Origin of the sequence: Arenimonas sp. SCN 70-307, assembly GCF_001724815.1 — a bacterium.
GTDB lineage: Bacteria > Pseudomonadota > Gammaproteobacteria > Xanthomonadales > Xanthomonadaceae > Arenimonas.
This window is the reverse complement of the sequence record NZ_MEDO01000005.1, coordinates 1-19235: the sequence shown is the minus strand read 5'-3', so window position 1 is coordinate 19235 and position 19235 is coordinate 1. Positions and strand designations below refer to the sequence as shown.

The 19235-nt window shown below is 72.0% G+C and carries 17 protein-coding genes; 12 read left to right on the top strand and 5 right to left on the bottom strand.

Features of this window, described 5'->3' with window-relative positions; genetic code table 11:
* Positions 1-32 precede the first annotated feature (32 nt).
* From rnpA to ABS41_RS03145, 4 genes are all read left to right on the top strand, one after another.
* A complete protein-coding gene (gene rnpA / locus ABS41_RS03160; protein ID WP_290590452.1) occupies positions 33-470 on the top strand; it encodes a ribonuclease P protein component in 438 nt (145 codons plus the stop codon).
* Positions 471-520: 50 nt separating this feature from the next.
* Positions 521-2251 (top strand): membrane protein insertase YidC, encoded by a 1731-nt coding sequence (yidC, locus tag ABS41_RS03155; protein WP_290590449.1) that lies wholly within the window; start codon positions 521-523, stop codon positions 2249-2251.
* A 157-nt stretch (positions 2252-2408) separates the two neighbouring features.
* Positions 2409-3740 carry a tRNA uridine-5-carboxymethylaminomethyl(34) synthesis GTPase MnmE gene (mnmE, locus tag ABS41_RS03150; protein ID WP_290590446.1) on the top strand — a complete coding sequence of 444 codons (1332 nt, stop codon included), beginning with the start codon at positions 2409-2411 and terminating at the stop codon, positions 3738-3740.
* Between the two features lie 121 nt (positions 3741-3861).
* Complete coding sequence (locus ABS41_RS03145) at positions 3862-4872, top strand: energy transducer TonB (protein WP_290590443.1); 1011 nt, start codon at positions 3862-3864, stop codon at positions 4870-4872.
* A gap of 72 nt (positions 4873-4944) precedes the next feature.
* Here ABS41_RS03145 and ABS41_RS03140 read toward each other — a convergent pair whose 3' ends face one another.
* The 4 genes from ABS41_RS03140 to ABS41_RS03125 all read right to left on the bottom strand — a co-directional run bounded on the left by ABS41_RS03140 (position 4945) and on the right by ABS41_RS03125 (position 9129).
* Complete coding sequence (locus ABS41_RS03140) at positions 4945-6120, bottom strand: ABC transporter permease (RefSeq protein ID WP_290590440.1); 1176 nt, start codon at positions 6118-6120, stop codon at positions 4945-4947.
* Positions 6117-6851, bottom strand: a complete 735-nt coding sequence (locus tag ABS41_RS03135) for an ATP-binding cassette domain-containing protein (RefSeq protein ID WP_290590438.1) — start codon at positions 6849-6851, stop codon at positions 6117-6119. The genes ABS41_RS03140 and ABS41_RS03135 overlap by 4 nt, the downstream gene beginning before the upstream one ends.
* Complete coding sequence (locus tag ABS41_RS03130) at positions 6848-8302, bottom strand: alpha/beta fold hydrolase (RefSeq protein WP_290590435.1); 1455 nt, start codon at positions 8300-8302, stop codon at positions 6848-6850. The genes ABS41_RS03135 and ABS41_RS03130 overlap by 4 nt, the downstream gene beginning before the upstream one ends.
* 74 nt (positions 8303-8376) lie before the next feature.
* Positions 8377-9129, bottom strand: a complete 753-nt coding sequence (locus ABS41_RS03125; protein ID WP_290590432.1) for an FAD-binding oxidoreductase — start codon at positions 9127-9129, stop codon at positions 8377-8379.
* Positions 9130-9249: 120 nt separating this feature from the next.
* Here ABS41_RS03125 and ABS41_RS03120 point away from each other — a divergent pair, with 120 nt between their 5' ends.
* The 5 genes from ABS41_RS03120 to ABS41_RS03100 all read left to right on the top strand — a co-directional run bounded on the left by ABS41_RS03120 (position 9250) and on the right by ABS41_RS03100 (position 14067).
* Positions 9250-10185, top strand: a complete 936-nt coding sequence (locus ABS41_RS03120) for an ABC transporter ATP-binding protein (RefSeq protein WP_290590429.1) — start codon at positions 9250-9252, stop codon at positions 10183-10185.
* Positions 10182-10949 (top strand): ABC transporter permease, encoded by a 768-nt coding sequence (locus ABS41_RS03115; protein WP_290590425.1) that lies wholly within the window; start codon positions 10182-10184, stop codon positions 10947-10949. The genes ABS41_RS03120 and ABS41_RS03115 overlap by 4 nt, the downstream gene beginning before the upstream one ends.
* Positions 10950-11111: 162 nt before the next feature.
* Positions 11112-12230 carry an OmpA family protein gene (locus ABS41_RS03110; protein WP_290590422.1) on the top strand — a complete coding sequence of 373 codons (1119 nt, stop codon included), beginning with the start codon at positions 11112-11114 and terminating at the stop codon, positions 12228-12230.
* Positions 12227-12763, top strand: a complete 537-nt coding sequence (locus ABS41_RS03105; protein ID WP_290590419.1) for a hypothetical protein — start codon at positions 12227-12229, stop codon at positions 12761-12763. Before ABS41_RS03110 ends, ABS41_RS03105 begins: the two co-directional genes overlap by 4 nt.
* Positions 12760-14067, top strand: coding sequence for a hypothetical protein (locus tag ABS41_RS03100; protein ID WP_290590416.1), 1308 nt, complete (start codon positions 12760-12762; stop codon positions 14065-14067). Before ABS41_RS03105 ends, ABS41_RS03100 begins: the two co-directional genes overlap by 4 nt.
* A gap of 71 nt (positions 14068-14138) precedes the next feature.
* On the opposite strand, the gene ABS41_RS03095 is transcribed toward ABS41_RS03100, so the two are convergent.
* A complete protein-coding gene (locus tag ABS41_RS03095) occupies positions 14139-14924 on the bottom strand; it encodes a TatD family hydrolase (RefSeq protein ID WP_290590413.1) in 786 nt (261 codons plus the stop codon).
* Positions 14925-15000: 76 nt separating this feature from the next.
* Here ABS41_RS03095 and ABS41_RS03090 point away from each other — a divergent pair, with 76 nt between their 5' ends.
* From ABS41_RS03090 to ABS41_RS03080, 3 genes are all read left to right on the top strand, one after another.
* On the top strand, positions 15001-16038 hold the full coding sequence (locus ABS41_RS03090; RefSeq protein ID WP_290590410.1) for a serine hydrolase domain-containing protein: 1038 nt from the start codon (positions 15001-15003) through the stop codon (positions 16036-16038).
* A gap of 33 nt (positions 16039-16071) precedes the next feature.
* Entirely contained in the window at positions 16072-18558 is a 2487-nt protein-coding gene (gene hrpB, locus ABS41_RS03085) for an ATP-dependent helicase HrpB (protein WP_290590407.1), read from the top strand.
* 94 nt (positions 18559-18652) lie between these two features.
* Positions 18653-19093 (top strand): hypothetical protein, encoded by a 441-nt coding sequence (locus ABS41_RS03080; RefSeq protein WP_290590404.1) that lies wholly within the window; start codon positions 18653-18655, stop codon positions 19091-19093.
* The last annotated feature ends 142 nt before the right edge of the window (positions 19094-19235 follow it).

The window sequence follows — 19235 nt, the reverse complement described above, 5'->3', positions numbered from 1 at the left end:
CCGCCGGTTCGCCGGCGGCCGCCCGACGGGCCGTGAATCCGCTTCCGCCCGTCCCGCCGGCCGACTTCCCGCCCAGCGCGCGCCTGCGCGTTTCCGCCGAGTTCCAGGCGGTCTTCAAGGGAGGTCGGCGGCTATCCAGCCCCCAGCTGAGGTTGTTCGCCCACGTCCGGGCCGAGGCCAGCGAGCCGCGGCTCGGCGTTGCCGTGTCCAAAAAGGTCGATAAACGCGCCGTGGGCCGCAACCGCATCAAGCGCGTCGCCCGCGACCTGTTCCGCCGCGAGCGCCACCAGCTGCCGCCGGGTGACTACGTGCTCATCGCCCAGCCCGGCGCCGCCGCGCTCGACAACGCCGCGTTGCGCGCGCAGTGCCTGCAGCTGCTCGAGCGCGCCCGCTCGTTGAAGCCCACGCCCCCTGCCGGCACAATGCCGGACTCCCCGGGTGCGCGAGAGCGCCCCGCCACCGACTCCTGACCGAGACCCTGAGCCGGCCCCGGCACGACGCCGGCGCCCGCCGCCTGCCCATGAACCAGACCCGCACCTTCCTCCTGATCGCCTGGCTCGCCGTTGCCTTCCTCCTGTTCATGGAGTGGAGCAAGGGCCCGGCGCCCGCGACCCTGGCCGAGGCTCCGCCGGCCGAGCTGCCCGCGCCCAGCGCCAGCCTGCCCGCCGCCGTGCCCGGCGACGGCGCGGTGCCGGATGCTTCGGCCGTGCCGGCCGCCCCGGCGCTGCCGGCCACCGCCGACGCGCCCGCCGCGGCCGCCAACGCCGCCAGCCCGGGCCTGATCCGCGTGCGCACCGACGTGCTCGACCTGCGCATCGACCTGCGCGGCGGCAACCTCGTCGGCGCCGAGCTCAGCCAGTACCCGGTGAACAAGGACGAGCCGGCCCGCAAGGTGCGCCTGTTCGACGCCGACCCGGCCCGCTTCTCGGTGGCGCAGTCAGGCCTGGTGGCCACGGCCGGCAGCGCGCCCAACCACGAGGCGGTGTTCCTGCCCGAGGGCGGCCGTACCGACTTCCAGCTCGCCGACGGCCAGGACGTGCTCGAGGTGCCGCTGCTGTGGACCGACCCGGCCACCGGCTTGCAGGTGCGCAAGACCTGGGTGCTGCCGCGCGGCGGCTATGCGCTGACCCTGCGCGAGGAAATCACCAACACGGGCAGCGCCGCCTGGCGCGGCTACGGCTACCAGCAGCTGCAGCGCGTGCCGCCGGTGGCGCGCTCCACCGGTTTCGCGCTCACCAACCCCGAGGCCTACAGCTTCACCGGCGGCGCCTGGTACAGCCCGGCCGACAAGTTCGAGAAGCGCAAGTACGCCGATTTCGTCGACGACGGCCCGCTCAACAAGGACGTCACCGGCGGCTGGATCGCGCTGCTGCAGCACCACTTCCTGGTGGCCTGGGTGCCGGCGACGGCCGAGCCGCAGCGCTTCTCGCTGGCGCAGCTGGGCAACGGCCAGCCGCGCTTCCTGGTGCGCTCGGTGGGCGCGCCGTTCGAGGTCGCGCCGGGCACCACCGCCACGCGCGAGGCCACGCTGTGGGTGGGCCCGAAGCTGCAGGAGCAGCTGCAGGACGTGGCCCCGGGCCTGAAGCTGACGCTGGACTACGGCATCTTCACCTTCCTCGCCCAGCCGATGTTCGACTACGTGCTCAAGCCGCTGCACGACCACGTCACCGGCAACTGGGGCTGGGCGATCATCCTGACGGTGCTGATCATCAAGCTGCTGCTCTACCCGCTGTCGGCCAAGCAGTACCAGAGCTTCGCGAAGATGCGCGCCATCCAGCCGCGCATCGAGGCGCTCAAGGAGCGCTACGGCGACGACAAGCAGAAGTTCCAGATGGCGATGATGGAGCTGTACAAGAAGGAGAAGATCAACCCGATCGGCGGCTGCCTGCCGATCCTGGTGACCATCCCCGTCTTCATCGCGCTCTACTGGATGCTGCTCGAGTCGGTGGAGATGCGCCAGGCGCCGTGGATCGGCTGGATCGACAACCTGACCGCGCCGGATCCGTACTTCATCCTGCCGGTGATCAACCTGGTGGTGATGTACCTCACCCAGAAGATGACCCCGACGCCGGGCATGGACCCGCTGCAGAAGAAGATGATGACGGCCATGCCGCTGGTCTTCGGCGTGATGATGGCCTTCTTCCCCTCGGGCCTGGTGCTCTACTGGTGCACCAACGGCATCCTCGGCCTCGCCCAGCAGTGGTTCATCACCAAGCGCTACGGCACCCATGCGCCGGTGGCCACCAAGTAACCAGCGTTCTCAACGCGGATCAGAGCGGATGCACAGCGGATAAAATCCGATAGGGCATTCAGCGGTAAAAAGAAGGGGAGGCCCACCAGCCTCCCCTTCTCTATTTCTGCTATATCCGCCCTAATCCGCTCTGATCCGCGTTCAATCCCTCCAACCCATGACCGAGCAGCGCGACACGATTGCGGCTATTGCGACGGCGGCCGGGGCCGCCGGCGTCGGCATCGTGCGGCTGAGCGGGCCCGGGTGCCGGGCGATCGCCGCCACGTTGCTGGGCAGGCCGCCCGAGCCGCGTCATGCGCACTACCTGCGATTCCGCGACGGCGACGGCGAGCTGATCGACGACGGGCTGCTGCTGTATTTCCCGGGGCCGCGTTCCTACACCGGCGAAGACGTGCTCGAGCTGCAGGGCCACGGCAGCCCGCTGCTGCTCCAGCGCCTGCTCGCGCGCTGCCTGGCCTTGGGTGCGCGCCCGGCGCGGCCGGGCGAGTTCACCGAGCGCGCCTTCCTCGAAGGCCGGCTCGACCTGGCCCAGGCCGAGGCCGTCGCCGACCTGATCGCCGCCGGCAGCGAAGCCGCGCTGCGCGCCGCCCGCCGCTCGCTCGAGGGCGAATTCTCGCGCCGCGTCGATGCCGTGGTCGAAGGCCTGACCGCGCTGCGCGTGTGGATAGAAGCGGCGCTGGATTTCCCGGAGGAAGAAGTCGACTTCCTCGCCGCTCCCGAGCTGCGCCGCCGCCTGCATGAAGTCTCCACCGCGCTCGATCGCCTGCGCGCCGACGCCGGACGCGGCAAGCGCCTGGTCGACGGCCTGCACGTGGTGATCGCCGGCGCGCCTAATGCCGGCAAGTCCTCGCTGCTCAATGCTCTGGCCGGCGAGGAGCGCGCCATCGTCACCGAGATCGCCGGCACCACCCGCGACCTGCTGCGCGAGCAGGTGCGCATCGACGGCATCGAACTGACCCTGGTGGACACCGCCGGCCTGCGCGACGCGCCCGACCGCGTGGAACAGGAAGGCATCCGCCGGGCCCGCGCCGAGCTTGGCCGCGCCGACCTCGTGTTGGCGGTGCTCGACGACCAGGCGCCGCCGCCCGACCTGCCCCTGCCGGCCGGCGTGCCCGTGCTCTGGCTGCACAACAAGGCCGACCTCAGCGGTGCCCCCGTGCACGCCGAAACCCGGCCTGACGGCGAACACCTGTGGTTGTCGGCCCGCACCGGGGCGGGCCTGGAGGTGCTGCGGGCCCGGCTGCGCGAGGCGGCGGGGCTGGGCGAGGGCAGCGAAGGCGCCTTCAGCGCCCGGTCCCGGCACCTCGAGGCCCTGGCCCGGGGCGCCCGGCACCTGGAGGCCGCCGCGGCCCAGCTGCACCAGGGGGCCGGCGAACTGGCGGCCGAGGAGCTGCGCCAGGCCCAGGACGCCCTGGGCGAAATCACCGGCCGGGTGGACGCCGAAGCCCTGCTGGGCCGCATCTTTGCCGACTTCTGCATCGGCAAGTGAGCCGGCGGGGCCGGCGTGAAACCGTGCGCCAGTTCGCACCCCGAAACGATTTCGCCTTGACAAAGCGGCCAAAGTCTTATGTGCTGAACGTCATGCTTCTTTAACGTTTCAGGGGAACCCGATGACCGCCATGCCCACCTCGTCCGCCCGCGCCCTGCGCTGGGGCATCGTCCTGGCCCTGGGCCTGGGCCTTGCCGCCTGCTCCAAGGAAGAGGCTGCACCGGAGGCGTCCGGCGCCAAGGCCCCGGCCGCCCAGCCGGCGGGCCCCAGCGCCGAGGAGCTGGCCGCGCAGGAAGCCGCGCAGGCCGCCGAGGCCGCGCTGCGCAACCTGAGCGTGGACGAGCTGCGCAGCCGCGGTTCCGACGCCCTGCGCGAGCAGCGCCTGTACGCCCCGGCCGGCGACAACGCCATGGAGTACTACCTGGCCCTGCGCGAGAAGAGCGACAAGCCGGACGCCTCGGCCGAGATGGCGCTGATCGACCTGATGCCCTACGCGATCATCGCCGCCGAGCAGGCCATCGGCCGCGAGGACTTCGTCGAAGCCGACCGCCTGCGCGCCCTGATCGAGCGCTCCGACGCCCAGACCCCGGCCCTGCCGCGCATCAAGGATTCCATCGCCAAGGGCCGCGCCGGCGTCGCCGAGCGCACCCAGCTCGAGGCCGAGCGTCTGGCCCAGCGCGAGCGTGATGCCGAGGCCGCCGCCCAGCGCGCCGCCCAGGAAGCCGCCGCCGCGGCCGCCGCGGCCGCGGCCACCCCGGCTCCCGCGCCCGCGCAGCCCGAGCCGACCGTGGCCCAGCCGGCCCCGGCGCAGCCCGCCACCCCGGCGCCGGCCCCGGCCCAGGTCACGCCGCCGCCGGCCGCGGAGCCCACCGTGGCCCGCGCCAGCAACCCGGTCGCCGTGCGCGCGCCGCAGCCGTCCTACCCGCGTTCGGCCTACCGCAGCGGCGTGGCCGGCGAAGTGACGGTGGAGATTTCCATCGCCGCCAACGGCAGCGTGTCCGACGTGCGCGTCATCCGCTCGCAGCCGCGCGGCACCTTCGACCGCGAAGTCATCAACACCGTGCGCGAGTGGCAGTTCGAGCCGATGGACGGCCCGGCCACCCTGACCCGCACCTTCAGCTTCCGCCCGTAAGCGGCGCCGAAGCGCGGAAAGAAAAGGCCCGGCAAACGCCGGGCCTTTTTCGTTGCGCGCGTGGCGCGGTGATCAGGCCGACACGGCCAGCTGCTCGCGGTGGTAGATGCGGACCGCCACCCACACCAGCCCCACCGCCAGCGCCAGCGTGCAGCCGAAGCTGAGCGCGAAGTCCAGCAGCGCCACCGCCTCGCCGCGCGCCAGCGCCATGATCAGCACGTTCTGGCTCAGCAGCGGCGTGGCCGACATCCACAGCTCGCCCTGCATCGGCGACACCATCAGCAGCACCGAGGGGATCATCGGCAGCAGCATCAGCAGCGAAAGGTAGGTCTGGGCCTCGCGATAGCTCTTGGCGTAGGCCGCCACCACGGTCTGCAGCGCGGCGAAAGCCAGGGCCAGCGGCACCATCAGCAGGCCCGAGCGCAGGATGAGCGAGGCGCCGAAATCCACCTTCATGCCCAGGCGGTCGAGCGGCATGTACTGGAAGGCGACGGCGAACATCACCAGGCTCAGCATCATGCTCACCATCGCGAAGCCGAAGGTGGCGCCGAGCTTGCCCAGCACGATCTGCGCGCGCGAGGCCGGGTTGGCCAGCAGCGGTTCGAGCGACTGCCGCTCGCGCTCGCCGGCGGTGGTGTCGATGGCCAGGTACATGCCGCCGAGGAAGGCGCCGAGGATGAGCAGGTAGGGCAGGAAGCCCAGCAGCTGGCCGGCGCGCTGCTGCGTGCTGGCGATGTCGCGCTGCGCCACCGCCACCGGCTGCAGCACCGAGGGGTGCATGCCGCGGGCACTGATGCGCATCGCCGACTGTTGGCGGGCATAGGCATCGAGCAGGCCGTTGACGCGGCCCACCGGCGCGCGGCTGTCCTGGTGCGAGCTGTCGTGCAGCAGCTTCACCTGCGCCGTCTCGCCGGCGCGCCAGCGCTGCGGGAAATCGGCCGGGATCACCAGCACCGCGGGGTTCTCGCGCTTGCGCAGCACCTGCTCCGGATCCTCCGGCGCCGGCAGCACCTCCACGCCCTGCCGCACCAGCCAGGCCACCAGGCCCGGCGCGTGCTCGGCGCCGACCACCGGCAGCTTCACCGGCTTCTCGGCCAGGTCGAGCTGCTTGGTGATCATGAAGCTCATCATCAGCGCGAAGAACAGCGGGCCCAGCAGCGGGCCCATCACCAGCGCGTTGATGACGGTCTTGCGGTCGCGCAGGTTCTCGCGCACTTCCTTCAGGAAAACGACGGTCGCGGCCTTCATGCCATCAGTCCTTCTTCGCTGCCGATCGCCTTGACGAAGGCGTCCTCGAGGTTGGATTCACCGGTCTGCGCGCGCAGCTCGTCGGCCGTGCCCTCGGCCACCACGCGGCCGTGGGCGATGATGACGATGCGATCGCACAGCGCAGCCACCTCCTGCATGATGTGGCTGGAGAACAGCACGCAGCGGCCCTCGTCGCGCAGCTGGTGCAGGAAGCGGCGCATGGCGCGCGTGGCCATCACGTCCAGGCCGTTGGTCGGCTCGTCGAGGATGACGTTGCGCGGGTCGTGCACCAGCGCGCGGGCGATCGCCGTCTTGACGCGCTGGCCCTGCGAGAAGCCCTCGGTGCGCCGGTCGATGATGTCGCCCATCTCCAGCGCCTTGGCCAGGGCTTCGGTGCGCGCGGCGATGGTGGCGTCGTCGAGGCCGTGCAGCTGGCCGAAGTAGCGGATGTTCTCGCGGCTGGTCAGGCGCTTGTACAGGCCGCGCGAGTCGGGCAGCACGCCCAGCTTGCGGCGCACCGTTCCCGCGTCGACGGCGGCGTCCACGCCGTCCACCAGCACCTGGCCGCGGTCGGGCTTGAGCAGGGTGTAGAGCATGCGCAGGCTGGTGGTCTTGCCGGCGCCGTTGGGGCCGAGCAGGCCGGTGATCTGGCCGTCGTTGGCGCGGAAGCTGACGCCGTCGACGGCCACCACCTTGCCGAAACTCTTGTGCAGGTCGCGGACCTCGATCATGGCGTGGCTCCGTTGTAGTCGAGGAAGAAGGGCGCGGCATCGAGCACGTCCAGGCAGCTGGCGTCGAGGCCGGCCGGGTCGAGCGTCTCGACGAACTGCGCCGCCAGGCGCGGCGTGCAGCCGCGGCTGAGCAGGATGTGGCCCTGGCCCTTGCCGACCAGGTGGCGGGCCTTGCCGAGCGAGGCGAGCACCTGCTCGCCGTAGCGCGGCGGCGTGACCGGGTCGAGCTCGCCCGAGAGCAGCAGCACCGGCGTGTCGGTGCGCAGCGGCTCGAAGAAACCTTCCGACACCGGGCCACGCGGCCAGGCGCTGCACTGTCCGAGCAGCACGCCGGTGATCGAGTCGCCCAGCACCAGCGCGGCGTCCTCCGCGCGGCGCTGCATGCGCGGCGCGTCTTCGGCGCAGGCCACCGACAGCTGCATGCCGTGGTTGATCTGCGCGGTGAGCGAGTCGTACACCAGCGCCGCCTGCGCCACCAGCGCCTCCGGCCGGCCCGAGGCGGCTTCGTGCAGCAGCAGCGGCATCAGCGCGGCGGTCTCCGGCGCGTAGGCGAACAGGCGGGCGATGACGACCACCGAGGCCTCGTCGAGCCGCAGCTCGCGCGGTGCGAAGGTGCGCGGGTCGCGCGTGGCCACGGCCTGCGGAGCGGCGCGCACGCGGTCGCGCAGGCTGTAGAGCGTGCGGAAGGGGTCGCCGAAGGCGGCGCGGCATTCGGCATCGGCGCTGCAGCGGCCGAGGATGGCCTCCAGCGCCGCCTCGAGGTTGAGGCTGTGCTCGCTGCCCAGGGCCAGCTCCGGCGGCACCACGCCGTCGAGAATGATGCTGCGCACCGCATCGGGGTACTGGCGCGCGTATTCCTGCGCCACGCGGGTGCCGTAGGAGCCGCCGTAGAGGTTGAGCTTCGGTGCGCCCAGGGCCTGGCGCAGGGCCTCGATGTCGGTCACCGCCACCGAGGTGGTGTACTGCGCGACGTCGGCGTCGAGGGCGGCCAGGCAATCGCGCGCCATCTGCACCAGCTCCTCTTCGCCGGGCGTGGCGTCGAGCTGGGCATCGGGGAAGGGGCAGGCCAGGCGGTGGCCGTCGCCGGTGCCGCGCTGGTCGACGAAGACGACGTGGCGCTTCTCGCGCAGGCGGGCGAAGCCGCCGGCGATGCCGGCCCAGGCCTCCGTGGCCGACTGGCCGGGTCCGCCGGCGAAGAAGATCACCGGGTCGGCCGCGGGTTCGGCCGCGCGGGCGGGCGCCAGGCCCACCTTCAGGCGCAGCTTGCGGCCTTCGGGCTGGGTCGGGTCTTCCGGCACCTCGAGCGTGGCGCACTCGGCCAGGGTGGTGACGGCGGTGCCGGGCTGGGCCAGCTCGCAGTCGGTGAATTCAAGCTGGCCGATGCGGCGCGCCTCGGCCGCGGGTGCGGCCAGCAGCGTCGCCAGTGCCAGGGGTAGCAGCAGGGGTTTCATGGCGTCTCCATCCAAAGCCCGAAGCAGGCCTCAGGATGACAGACGGTCCGGGTGGCCGGAACGTGACAGCCGGCCTACTTGCTCGAGACGTACTTCTCGCGGCGGATGTGCGGCACCGGCAGCCCGGCGGCCTTGAGCGCCTCGAAACAGGCGTCGACCATGTTGGGATTGCCGCACAGGTAGGCGATGTCGCCTTCGGCCGACGGGGCGAGGCCGGCCAGCGCATCCTGCACGTAGCCGCGGCGGTCGTCGTCGCGCGGGACCCCGGGCAGCTCGCGGCTGAAGCAGGTGATGTAGCGGAAGCCCGGGTGTTCGGCCGCGAAGGCCAGGAAGTCGTCGCGGTAGAGCTGCTCGGCCGGCGCGCGGCAGCCGAACACCAGGGCCACCTCGACGCCGCGGTCGCGGATCAGCCGCGCCAGGCTGGGCAGCATGGCGCGGTAGGGCGTGACGCCGGTGCCGGTGGCCACCAGCAGGTAGCGGCGGTTGGCGTCGGCCGGCATCAGGCAGAAGCGGCCGTAGGGGCCGGAGGCCTCGATCTGCTGGCCCTCGTCGAGGGCCTCGAACAGGGCCGTGGCGGCGCCGCCGGGCACGTAGCTGACGGCGATTTCCACCGCCTCGCCCGGGGCCAGCGCGTGGTCGTGCATGGTGGCCAGCGAGTAGCTGCGCTTGGTGGGCGTGCCGTCGGGGTACTTGAAATGGACCTGGATGAACTGGCCCGGGATGAAGTCCAGCGGCTGGCCGTCGTCGCGGGCGAAGGCGAGGTGGCGCACGGACGGCGCCAGCATGTGGCTGCCGACGAGGCGGAGGGGGAAGTGCACGATGGCCAAAGCGGGCTCCGGGAGCGGGATGCAGTGTACCGGCCGCGGTCCCGGGGCCGGGGGCGGCGAGGCGCCTATAATAAGCACCCTGCCGCGTCGGCGCAGCGTCGAGGCGGCCCCAGGAGTCCCATGCAAAGCCAACCCGCGCTGGAGATCCGCGATCTCCGCAAGACCTACGACAATGGCGTCGAAGCCCTCAAGGGCGTTTCGCTCGACGTCGCGCCCGGCGATTTCTACGCCCTGCTCGGCCCCAACGGCGCCGGCAAGTCCACCCTCATCGGCATCGTCAGCTCGCTGGTGAACAAGACCGCGGGCGAGGTGAAGGTGTTCGGCATCGACCTGCACGCCAATCGCTCCGAGGCCATGCGCCAGATCGGCCTGGTGCCGCAGGAGATCAACTTCAACATGTTCGAGCAGCCGCTCGACATCCTGGTCAACTACGCCGGCTTCTACGGCGTGCCGCGCGCCGAGGCGCTGGCGCGCGCCGAGGAGGAGCTCAAGCGGGCGCAGCTGTGGGACAAGGCGCGCAAGATGTCGCGCACGCTCTCGGGCGGCATGAAGCGCCGGCTGATGATCGCCCGCGCCATGATGACCCGGCCGCGCCTGCTGATCCTCGACGAGCCCACCGCGGGCGTGGACATCGAGATCCGCCGCGGCATGTGGAAGACGCTCAAGGAGGTCAACGCCGCCGGCACCACGGTCATCCTCACCACGCATTACCTGGAGGAAGCCGAGAGCCTGTGCCGCAACCTGGCCATCATCGACCACGGCCGCATCATCGAGCAGGGCCCGATGAAGTCGCTGCTGGCCAAGCTCGACGTCGAGGGCTTCCTGCTCGACGTCGAAGGCCGCCTGCCGGCCGCGCTGCCTGCCATCGAAGGCGCCACGCTGGTGGCCGGGGACGAGCACACCATCGACCTGGAGATGCCGCGCGAGATGGAGCTCAACCGCGTGTTCGCCGCGCTCGACGCCGCCGGCATCAAGGTGCGCTCGATGCGCACCAAGTCCAACCGCCTCGAGGAACTCTTCATGCGCATGACCGCCAAGCCGGAGGGCCAGGCATGAGCCCGAACCTCGTCGCGCTCTACACCATCGCCCGCCGCGAAGTCGCGCGCATCCTGCGCATCTGGGGCCAGACCCTGGTGCCGCCGGCGATCACGATGACGCTGTACTTCCTGATCTTCGGAAACCTCATCGGCTCGCGCATCGGCACCATGGACGGCATCACCTACATGGACTTCATCGTGCCGGGCCTGGTGATGATGTCGATCATCCAGAACGCCTACGGCAACATCAGCTCGAGCTTCTTCGGCGCCAAGTTCGGCCGCCACATCGAGGAGATGCTGGTCAGCCCGATGCCCAACTGGGTGATCCTGGGCGGCTACGTCGCCGGCGGCGTGCTGCGCGGGCTGATGGTGGGCGCGATCGTGCTGGCCATCGCCATGCTGTTCACCAAGGTGCGCATCCCGCACCCGCTGGTGACGCTGAGCACGGTGCTGCTGGGCGCCATCATCTTCTCGCTGGCGGGCTTCGTGAACGCGGTGTACGCCAAGAAGTTCGACGACATCGCCATCGTGCCCACCTTCATCCTCACCCCGCTCACCTACCTGGGCGGCGTGTTCTATTCGGTGAAGCTGCTGCCGGCCTGGGCCGAGGCGGCCACCCACCTCAACCCGATCTTCTACATGGTCAACGCCTTCCGCTACGGCCTGCTGGGCCAGAGCGACGTGTCCATGGCCACGGCCTATGCGCTGATGCTGGGCTTCGCCCTGGGCCTGGGCCTGCTCGGCCTGTGGCTGCTGAAAAAGGGCACCGGCCTGCGCAGCTAGGAAACAAGAAACGGGGTCAGGTTCACTTATGACGGTTGGCCCGCCGGGCCAACCGTCATAAGTGAACCTGACCCCGTTTCTTGGTTTCTTGGCACGCCGGGCCGCCGGTTTGCGATAAGGTTTCTGTGTCGAGCGCCCCCCGGCGCACATGGGAGCCTGTCGATGAGCCTGCAACGCCACCTTGCCTGCCTTGCCTTCGCCCTTGCCCTGGCCGCCCCGGCCGCGGCCCAGGACGTGGGGCGGTCCGTCAAACGCACCGCCGAGCGTGCGGTGCAATCCGAAGTCGAACGCGCCGTCGACCGCGAGGTCCGTCGCGCCACCCGCTGCGCGCTGGGCGACGAGCGCTGCGCCGCGGAGGCCGCGCGCCGCGGCGAGCCGGTGGAGTACGTCGATGCCGGTGGCCGCGTCGTGGCCGCGCCGGCAGGCGCCCGCGGACAGGCCGCCACCGGCCCCGCCTTCCGCGTGCTGCCCTACGCCGGTTCCAGCCAGCGCGAGGAGAAGGTGCTGGCCTTCGACGCCTACGCCTTCGTCGTGGGCCGCGAGAGCAACGGCGACCTGCGCAGCCGGCAGGTCGAGGGTCGCGTCACCAAGACCATCTACGACAATCCCAAGGGCCGCTCGACGCTGGAGATCGCGCGCAACTACGAGCAGGCGCTGCGCGGCCAGGGCCTGCGCGTGGTGCACCAGTGCGCCGGCCGCGACGAGTGCGGCGGCACCGGCACGCGCGAGTCGAACTGGATGCGCGTGGCCGACATGAACATCGGCGTGGGCGGCGACTTCCGCTACCTCGCCGCCGAGGGCCGGGTGGGCGCCAGCGCGATCAGCGTGGCGGTCATGGTCAACAAGCAGCGCAGCTGGGTCTACGTGGTCGAGGGCGAAGCGATGCAGACCGGCCAGGCCGGCGTCAGCGCCGACGAACTCGCGGCCGAGCTGGCCGCCAGCGGCGTGGTGCGGCTCGACGGCATCTACTTCGACACCGGCAAGGCCACGCTCAAGCCCGAGTCGAACGACGCCCTTGCGCAGGTAGCCGAGCTGATGCGCCGCGACCCGACGCTCACCCTGGAAATCGTCGGCCACACCGATTCGGTCGGCAATGCCGCCGCCAACCAGCGCCTGAGCGAGGAGCGCGCGCTGGCCGTGCGTTCGGCCCTGGTCATCGAGCACCGCGTGCCGGATCGCCGCCTGCGTTCGCGCGGCGCCGGCGCCAGCGAACCGGTGGCGCCCAACACCAGCGAGGCTGGGCGCGCGCTCAACCGTCGCGTCGAGCTGGTGAAGCGATGAGCCGGCTCGCGCTGGTCCTGCTGCTGGCCTCCGGCGGTGCCGCGGCGGCCGAGCCCTCGGCCTGGTGCGACGCGCTGTTCCCGGTCGGCGACATCGCCGCGGTGATCGGCGCCGAGCGCGCCGCCGGCATCGAACGACGCGCGAGCGGGGTGGTCGCCGAGGACGCGCGCCACTGCAGCCGCCTCTACAGCATCGGCGAGGACCGCTTCAGCGACGAACTGGTGTTCATGGTGTCGCCGGCGCGCGATGCCGCCGGCGCGGTGCGCACCATCGAATCGATCGCGCGCGGCGACGGCGGCCGGCGCTTCGGCGAGTCGCGGCCCGAGGGCCTGGGCGCGGCGGCGGTGCACTTCCGTGCGCCTGACCCGCTGGCCAGCCACCGCATGGAATTCAACGTCAGCTTCGCCCTGGGGGACCGCGTGATCGAACTGCGCTACTTCAACGTCGACGACGGCAAGCAGAACAAATACCTCCAGGCCAGCAGCGAACTCGAGGCCATCGCCCGCCGCATCGCCGAACGGGGGCTGCCGTGAGCCGCGCCGGCAAGGCCTTCGGCGTGGGCGCGGTGGTGGTGTTCGCCGGCGCGGTGCTGGCGGCCACCGGCGTGCTGCCCAATCCCTTCGCGCCGCCGCCGCCGGACGTGGTCGAGTCCGGCAGCCCCGAGGCGCGCGCCGCCGGCGAGATGACGATGCCGGCGCCGGCCTCGGCCAGCGATCCGTTCGCGCCCAACCTGCCCATCGTCGAGTCGGGCAGCCCGCAGGCGCGGGCGCTGGCGGGCGAGCAGATCGAGAAGTTCGGCGTGGCGCCGAACCCCTTCGAGCTGCCGCCGATCCCGGTGGTGGAATCGGGCACGGAAGCCGCTTGGATCGCGCACGGCGAAACCTTCATCGACGTCGCCGAGGAAGAGCGCCTGGCCGAGATGCGTCGCCGGGTGGAGGCCACCTTCGTGGCCAACAGCCGCTTCCCGCCCAATCCCGAGTCGGAGATGGGGACGTATCGTTTCGACCTGCTGATCCGCCAGCTCATCGACTCCTCCGAGGGTCTCGGCCAGATCACCTACTTCGTCAACAGCGCCGACAACAGCCAGCTGTTCCTGCCGGGCCTGATGGGCAACTGGATGCCCGGCGGCGGCAACTACCCGCAGGGCGAGGTGCACTTCGCGGTGCGCCAGGCCGATGGCGACGTGTTCGTTTGCGGCAAGCACCAGGACATCGGCCCGGCCTGCCTGCTGCTGGGCGAGGACCTGGGCTCCGCCTTCGGCTGGTTCCGCGACATGAGCCTGCACCGCAATTTCCTCGACTCGATCCCGCGCACGCCGCAGACCCTGGGCGAGGGGCCGGGCGGCAACGTGCAGGGCATCCGCGGCGAGGGCGACGGCATCATGCTGCAGATGTGGGTCGGCCGGCGCGCCAGTTCGATCGCCACGCAGATGCCCTTCCTGGGCGCCGGCGTGGGCGTGTTCAAGGACACGCGCATCCGCGCCAACCGCCTGGTGCACCGCACGCGCTGGGAGGGCGGCGACCTCGACGGCGGCGACCTGGTGATGGACCTGGTCGAGATCGGCCCGGCCGAACAGTCGGTGGACAGCAGCGACTACCGCTTCGTCACCGCCTTCACCGGCCAGGGCCTGGCGGAATCGATGGCCTTCGGCAGCCAGCTGCCTGCGTGGCAGGCCGAAGCGACGGCGATCCAGGAAGCCCTGGACGCCTGCCCCTCCGGCCGCGCCGGCACCGACTGCCGCAAGCTGCACCGCCAGCGCATGAAGGACCTCAACGAGCGCGTCCGCAACGAAGCCCTCGACTTCGGCCGCCGCCACGGCCTCCCCGTCGACGACTGACCGGCATCAAGAAACGGGGTCAGGTTCACTTCCTGCGGCCGGCCGCAGGAAGTGAACCTGACCCCGTTTCTTCAGAGGCGGAAGAAGGCGGCGGCGGTGGCGGTGGTGGCCGCCGCGGTCGCTTCGACGGACTCGCCGCGGTCGCGGGCGAGTTCCTCGACGATGTGGGCCAGGTACATCGGCTCGTTGCGCCGGTGGCTGGGCATGGGGCGCACGGTGCGCGGCAGCAGGTAGGGCGCGTCGGTTTCCACCATCAGCCGGTGCGCCGGGATGTCCTTGACGAATTCGCGCAGGTGCTTGCCGCGGCGCTCGTCGCAGAGCCAGCCGGTGATGCCGATGTGCCAGTCGCGGTCGAGGTAGTCGTAGCACTCCTCGCGCGTGCCGGTGAAGCAATGCACCACCACCGGGCCAAGCTTGCCCTCGAACTCGCGCAGGATGGCCAGGAAATCGCCGTGCGCATCGCGCTGGTGCAGGAACAGCGGCAGCTGCGTTTCGACCGCCAGTTCCAGCTGCCGCTCGAAGGCCATGCGCTGCGCCGGCCGCGGCGAGAAGTCGCGGTGGTAGTCCAGGCCGCACTCGCCGCCGGCCACCACCTCGGGCTCGGCCTGCAGCGCGCGCAGTTCGGCGATGGCCTCGGCCGTGCATTCCACCGCATGGTGCGGATGCACGCCCGCCGTGGCCCACAGCAGGCCCGGATGCGCCTTGGCGAGCTCGAGCGCCCGCACCGAGCCGGCGCGGCTGGCGCCGGTGACCACCAGCCGGTTCACCCCGGCCGCGCGCGCCCGCGCCAGCACGGCGTCGAGGTCGTGGTCGAAGCTTTCGTGGCCCAGGTTGGCGCCGATGTCGATCAGGTCCATGCGGTGTCCGCCGGCAAAGACCGCGATTTTATCGCCCCGCGGTCAACCCCGCGCGGGCCCGGGCGTTGAAGCGGGCATGAAGACCCTCGCCACGTTCGCGCTCTGCCTGCTCCTCGCCACCCCCGCCGCGGCCCGGGCCGCCTGCGCCGAACCGGTGCGCGATGCCCTGCAGCCCCTGGTGGCCGCCCACGGCCTCGACGGCGCCTCGCTGCGCCTGTCCACCCCGGACGGCCCGCCGCAGCGCTGGCACGCCGGTGCGTACGGCGACGACACCCGCCTGCCCATCGCCTCGGCCAGCAAGTGGCTTACCGCGCTCACGCTGGCGCGCGTGGTCGAAAGCGGCGCTTTGCGCTGGGACAGCCGCGTCGGCGAACACTTCCCCGACGCGCCCGCGGCCACGCACGCCATCACGCTCGAGCAGCTGCTCTCGCACACCAGCGGCCTGGCCGCCGGTCCCGCGCCCTGCCTGTCCGGGCGTGGCGGCACGCTGCAGGACTGCGCGCGCGCCATCCTCGCCGAGGGCCTTGAGGCCGCGCCCGGTACTGTGTTCGCCTACGGCGGCAACGGCATGCAGGTAGCCGGCGCCATGGCCGAGCGCGCCACCGGCAAGGACTGGGATGCGCTGTTCCAGCGCGAGATGGTGCGCCCCCTGGGCCTGACCGGCACCGACTGGCGCGCGCTGGCGCGCCGCCCCGGTTACGTGCGCAACCCCAACCCGCGCGTCGCCGGCGGCGCGCGATCCACCCTGGCCGACTACGGCAAGGTGGTGGACATGGTGCTCGCCGACGGCCGCCACGGCGGCCGCCGCTTCCTCTCGCCGGAAACCATCGCCTTCATGGCCCGCGACCGCAGCGCCGGCCTGCGCATCGACAAGCGCCCCGACACCGCCGACGGCATGGGCTACGGCCTGGGCCAGTGGGTCGAGGCCCGCGACGCGCAGGGCCGCACGACGCGCACCTCCAGCCCCGGCGCCTTCGGCTTCACGCCCTGGGTGGACGAGTCCGCCGGCGTGGCCGGCGTGCTCGCAGTGCGCGGCCGCGGGCGCGCCATGCGGCCGATGATCGAACGACTGCAGCGCGAGTGCACGGCGATGGCGGCGCGCCCGCCCGGCTGAGTGCCGCGCCGGCGGGCGGCTACACTGCGCGCGGTGAGTACGCCCGATTTCCCCATCCAGCCGCTGCTGCCCGAGGTGCTGCGAAGCCTCGAGGCCCACCCGCGCCTGGTGCTCGAAGCCCCGCCCGGTGCCGGCAAGACCACCCAAGTGCCGCTGGCCCTGCTCGATGCGCCCTGGCGCGGCGACGGCCGCATCCTGATGCTCGAGCCGCGCCGCGTGGCCGCCCGCGCGGCCGCCGGTTTCATGGCGCGCCAGCGCGGCGAGACGCCCGGCGAGACGGTGGGCTATCGCATCCGCTTCGAGGCGAAGGTCTCCGCGCGCACCCGCGTCGAGGTCGTCACCGAAGGCATCCTGACCCGCATGATCCAGGACGACCCCACGCTTGACGGCGTGGCGGCGATCGTCTTCGACGAGTTCCACGAGCGCCACCTGGCCGGCGACCTCGGCCTGGCGCTGGCGCTGGACGTGCAGTCGCAGCTGCGCGAGGACCTGCGCCTGGTGGTGATGTCGGCCACGCTCGACGGCGAGGGCCTGGCGCGCTTGCTCGACGCGCCGCGCCTGACCAGCGCCGGCCGCGCCTATCCGGTGCAGGTGGCGCACTTCCCCGCCCGCCGCGACGAAGCCTGGCTGCCGCAACTGCGGCGCTGCCTGGGCGAGGCGCTGCAAAAGCACCCGGGCGACGTGCTGGTGTTCCTGCCGGGCCAGCGTGAAATCGCCGATGCGCTGGCCGGGCTGGGCCCCCTCCCCAACCCCGAACCCCTGCTGCTTCCGCTCCACGGCGACCTCCCCGTCGACCAGCAGTCCGCCGCCCTCAACCCCGACCCGCAGGGCCGGCGCCGGATCATCCTTGCCACCAACGTCGCCGAAAGCTCGGTCACGCTGCCCGGCGTGCGCGTGGTCATCGACCTGGGCCTGGCCCGCGAGCCGCGTTACGACCCCAACTCCGGCTTCTCGCGGCTCGAGACCGTGGCCATCTCCCAGGCCTCGGCCGACCAGCGCGCCGGCCGCGCCGGCCGCGTCGCGGAAGGCTGGGCCTATCGCCTCTGGCCGCAGAGCCAGCGACTCGAACCGATGCGCACGCCGGAAATCGCCCAGGTCGAGCTGGCTTCGCTCGCGCTCGAACTCGCCGCCTGGGGTGATGCCAGCCTGCGCTTCGTCGACGCGCCGCCCACGGGCGCCCTCGCCGCCGCACGCGAACTGCTGCAGCGCCTGGGCGCGCTCGACGAGGCGCAGCGCATCACCACCTTCGGCCGCGGCCTGCTCGAGCTCGGCACGCATCCGCGCCTGGCCGCCATGCTGCGCGCCGCGCGCACGCCGGACGACCGGGCCCTGGCCTGCGACCTGGCCGCGCTGGTGGAAGCCCGCGACGTGCTGCGCGAACGCAGCGACGCCCTGGCCGCGCGCTGGCAGGCCCTGGCCGCCTTCCGCGCCGGTCGCGCGCCGGGCAACGCCAACCGCAGCGCGCTGGCCGCGGTCGATGCCGCCTCGAAGCAGTGGCGCCGCCGCCTGCGCTGCGACGCGGCGCCGCCCGCCGAGGCGCCCGCGCATCGCCTGGGCGACCTGCTCGCGCACGCCTTCCCCGACCGCATCGTCCGCCAGCACCCCACCGATCCGCGCCGCTACCAGCTGGCCAATGGCCGCATGGCCAGGCTCTTCGACGACACCGCGCTGTTCGGCGAGCCCTGGCTGCTGGCCAGCGAGCTGCGCTTCGACGCGCGCGACTCGCTGCTCATGCGCGCCGCGCCCGTCGACGAAGCCTGGCTCGAGCGGGAATTCCCCGACCGTTTCTTCGAAGGCGACATCGTGCGCTGGGACGCCGATGCGCGCGCGCTGGTGAGCCGGCGCGAACGCCGCTTCGACCGCATCACGCTGGAGTCCAAGCCCGCCGGGCGCCCCGACCCGGCGCTGGCCGCGCAGGCGCTGTGCGATGCCGTCGGCGAGCTCGGCCTCGACGCGCTGCCCTGGACCGACGGCCTGCGCCAGTGGCGCGAGCGCGTGCGCTGCCTGCGCGACTGGCTGCCCGAACTCGGCCTGCCCGACCTGTCGGACGAGGCGCTGCTGGCCACGCGTGAACAGTGGCTGCGCCCGGCCTTCAGCGGCAAGACGCGCCTGGACGCCCTGTCGGAAGACGAGCTGGGCGAAGCGCTCAAGTCCGGCATGGACTGGGCCCTGCGCCAGAAGCTCGACCAGCTGGCGCCGCGCCGGATCACCGTGCCCTCGGGCCAGGACCGCGCCGTGCACTACCAGCACGGCCAGCCGCCGGTGCTGGCGGTGAAGCTGCAGGAGCTGTTCGGCCTGGCCGACACCCCGCGCGTGGCCGACGGCCGCGTGCCGGTGCTGCTGCACCTGCTCTCGCCCGGCGGCAAGCCGCTGCAGGTGACCCAGGACCTGCGCAGTTTCTGGGCCAACACCTACCCGGAAGTGAAAAAGGAAATGAAGGGTCGCTACCCGCGCCATCCCTGGCCGGACGACCCGTGGACGGCCACCGCCACGCACCGCGCCAAGCCGCGCGGCACCTGAGCGGCCGACGGCCGGCCGTCGCAACGTTCAGCACTTTGGAGTTAGGCTGGGCGAGCAAGCCTGTCGAACCCGCCATTCAATCCGGAGATTTGTCATGAGCAAGACGAGCAAGATCGTTTCCACCGCCATGGCCAAGCTGGGTGACACCGGCGCCAAGGCGAAGAAGGCCTGGGACCAGGCCGACCTGGCCAAGAAGGCCGGCGCCCTGGTCAGCGCCGGCGCCGGCGTGGCCGCGGTGAAGAAGGGCGGCTCGGCCGCCGTCCGTGCGGTCAAGAAGCACCCGGTCGGCACCGCCGTTGCCGCCGCGGCCCTGGCCGCCGTGGGCGCCGCGGTCTACGCGGTGAACAAGCGCAAGAAGGCCGCCGCGGCGCCGGCGAAGAAGTCCACCGCGGTCGCGGCCAAGAAGGCCACCGCGAAGAAGGCGGCGCCCGCCAGGAAGGCGGCCGTGGCCAAGAAGGCCGCGCCCGCGAAGAAGGCCGCCGCTGCCAAGAAGCCGGCCGCGAAGAAAGCTCCGGCCAAAAAGGCCGCCAAGTAACTCCCGCTGCAATGGGGTCGGACCCTTGGGTCCGACCCCATTCTTTTGGTTCTTCTCCCAACTGAGGGGAGAGAGGCACACGGCCGACCCGGCAGAATTGTTGTTCTCGAGGCAACAAAACGGGGCCGGCCGTGGCCGAAGT

Excerpts from the sequence above, each read along its gene's own strand:
- yidC (WP_290590449.1), top strand. The coding sequence starts at position 521 with ATGAACCAGACCCGCACCTTCCTCCTGATCGCCTGGCTCGCCGTTGCC.
- mnmE (WP_290590446.1), top strand. The coding sequence starts at position 2,409 with ATGACCGAGCAGCGCGACACGATTGCGGCTATTGCGACGGCGGCCGGG.
- ABS41_RS03145 (WP_290590443.1), top strand. The coding sequence starts at position 3,862 with ATGACCGCCATGCCCACCTCGTCCGCCCGCGCCCTGCGCTGGGGCATC.
- ABS41_RS03140 (WP_290590440.1), bottom strand. The coding sequence starts at position 6,120 with ATGAAGGCCGCGACCGTCGTTTTCCTGAAGGAAGTGCGCGAGAACCTG.
- ABS41_RS03135 (WP_290590438.1), bottom strand. The coding sequence starts at position 6,851 with ATGATCGAGGTCCGCGACCTGCACAAGAGTTTCGGCAAGGTGGTGGCC.
- ABS41_RS03130 (WP_290590435.1), bottom strand. The coding sequence starts at position 8,302 with ATGAAACCCCTGCTGCTACCCCTGGCACTGGCGACGCTGCTGGCCGCA.
- ABS41_RS03120 (WP_290590429.1), top strand. The coding sequence starts at position 9,250 with ATGCAAAGCCAACCCGCGCTGGAGATCCGCGATCTCCGCAAGACCTAC.
- ABS41_RS03115 (WP_290590425.1), top strand. The coding sequence starts at position 10,182 with ATGAGCCCGAACCTCGTCGCGCTCTACACCATCGCCCGCCGCGAAGTC.
- ABS41_RS03110 (WP_290590422.1), top strand. The coding sequence starts at position 11,112 with ATGAGCCTGCAACGCCACCTTGCCTGCCTTGCCTTCGCCCTTGCCCTG.
- ABS41_RS03105 (WP_290590419.1), top strand. The coding sequence starts at position 12,227 with ATGAGCCGGCTCGCGCTGGTCCTGCTGCTGGCCTCCGGCGGTGCCGCG.
- ABS41_RS03095 (WP_290590413.1), bottom strand. The coding sequence starts at position 14,924 with ATGGACCTGATCGACATCGGCGCCAACCTGGGCCACGAAAGCTTCGAC.
- ABS41_RS03090 (WP_290590410.1), top strand. The coding sequence starts at position 15,001 with ATGAAGACCCTCGCCACGTTCGCGCTCTGCCTGCTCCTCGCCACCCCC.
- ABS41_RS03080 (WP_290590404.1), top strand. The coding sequence starts at position 18,653 with ATGAGCAAGACGAGCAAGATCGTTTCCACCGCCATGGCCAAGCTGGGT.